The organism is Streptomyces sp. NPDC048462 (genome assembly GCF_043200175.1).
GTDB lineage: Bacteria > Actinomycetota > Actinomycetes > Streptomycetales > Streptomycetaceae > Streptomyces.
On record NZ_JBICXG010000064.1, the window covers coordinates 3,358 to 5,209 of the forward strand.

A 1,852-nucleotide genomic window follows, 5' to 3' on the forward strand; every position below is an offset into this window, starting at 1 on the left:
TGTGGATGGGTAGGGGAGCGTCGTGTGCCGGGTGAAGCAGCCGCGGAAGCGAGTTGTGGACGGTTCACGAGTGAGAATGCAGGCATGAGTAGCGATACACACGTGAGAAACGTGTGCGCCGATTGACTAAGGGTTCCTGGGTCAAGCTGATCTGCCCAGGGTAAGTCGGGACCTAAGGCGAGGCCGACAGGCGTAGTCGATGGACAACCGGTTGATATTCCGGTACCCGCTTTGAAACGCCCAATACTGAATCAGGCGATGCTAAGTCCGTGAAGCCGGCCCGATCTCTTCGGAGTTGAGGGTAGTGGTGGAGCCGACGAACCAGACTTGTATTAGGTAAGCGATGGGGTGACGCAGGAAGGTAGTCCAGCCCGGGCGGTGGTAGTCCCGGGGTAAGGGTGTAGGCCGTGTGGTAGGTAAATCCGTCACACATTAAGGCTGAGACCTGATGCCGAGCCGATTGTGGTGAAGTGGATGATCCTATGCTGTCGAGAAAAGCCTCTAGCGAGTTTCATGGCGGCCCGTACCCTAAACCGACTCAGGTGGTCAGGTAGAGAATACCGAGGCGTTCGGGTGAACTATGGTTAAGGAACTCGGCAAAATGCCCCCGTAACTTCGGGAGAAGGGGGGCCATCACTGGTGATCGGATTTACTCCGTGAGCTGGGGGTGGCCGCAGAGACCAGCGAGAAGCGACTGTTTACTAAAAACACAGGTCCGTGCGAAGCCGTAAGGCGATGTATACGGACTGACGCCTGCCCGGTGCTGGAACGTTAAGGGGACCGGTTAGCTGACTTTCGGGTCGGCGAAGCTGAGAACTTAAGCGCCAGTAAACGGCGGTGGTAACTATAACCATCCTAAGGTAGCGAAATTCCTTGTCGGGTAAGTTCCGACCTGCACGAATGGCGTAACGACTTCTCGACTGTCTCAACCATAGGCCCGGTGAAATTGCACTACGAGTAAAGATGCTCGTTTCGCGCAGCAGGACGGAAAGACCCCGGGACCTTTACTATAGTTTGATATTGGTGTTCGGTTCGGCTTGTGTAGGATAGGTGGGAGACTTTGAAGCGGCCACGCCAGTGGTTGTGGAGTCGTCGTTGAAATACCACTCTGGTCGTGCTGGATGTCTAACCTGGGTCCGTGATCCGGATCAGGGACAGTGTCTGATGGGTAGTTTAACTGGGGCGGTTGCCTCCTAAAGAGTAACGGAGGCGCCCAAAGGTTCCCTCAGCCTGGTTGGCAATCAGGTGTTGAGTGTAAGTGCACAAGGGAGCTTGACTGTGAGACCGACGGGTCGAGCAGGGACGAAAGTCGGGACTAGTGATCCGGCAGTGGCTTGTGGAAGCGCTGTCGCTCAACGGATAAAAGGTACCCCGGGGATAACAGGCTGATCTTCCCCAAGAGTCCATATCGACGGGATGGTTTGGCACCTCGATGTCGGCTCGTCGCATCCTGGGGCTGGAGTCGGTCCCAAGGGTTGGGCTGTTCGCCCATTAAAGCGGTACGCGAGCTGGGTTTAGAACGTCGTGAGACAGTTCGGTCCCTATCCGCTGTGCGCGTAGGAATATTGAGAAGGGCTGTCCCTAGTACGAGAGGACCGGGACGGACGAACCTCTGGTGTGCCAGTTGTCCTGCCAAGGGCATGGCTGGTTGGCTACGTTCGGAAAGGATAACCGCTGAAAGCATCTAAGCGGGAAGCCTGCTTCGAGATGAGTATTCCCACCCTCTTGAAGGGTTAAGGCTCCCAGTAGACGACTGGGTTGATAGGCCAGATGTGGAAGCCCGGTAACGGGTGGAGCTGACTGGTACTAATAGGCCGAGGGCTTGTCCTCAGTTGCTCGCGTCCACTGTGTT

At 56.2% G+C, this 1,852-nt stretch carries 1 rRNA gene (cut by a window edge); it reads left to right on the forward strand.

Features of this window, described 5'->3' with window-relative positions:
• Positions 1–1,830: ribosomal RNA gene (locus ACGFU6_RS39230) — 23S ribosomal RNA — on the forward strand (it extends 1,370 nt beyond the left edge of the window).
• The last annotated feature ends 22 nt before the right edge of the window (positions 1,831–1,852 follow it).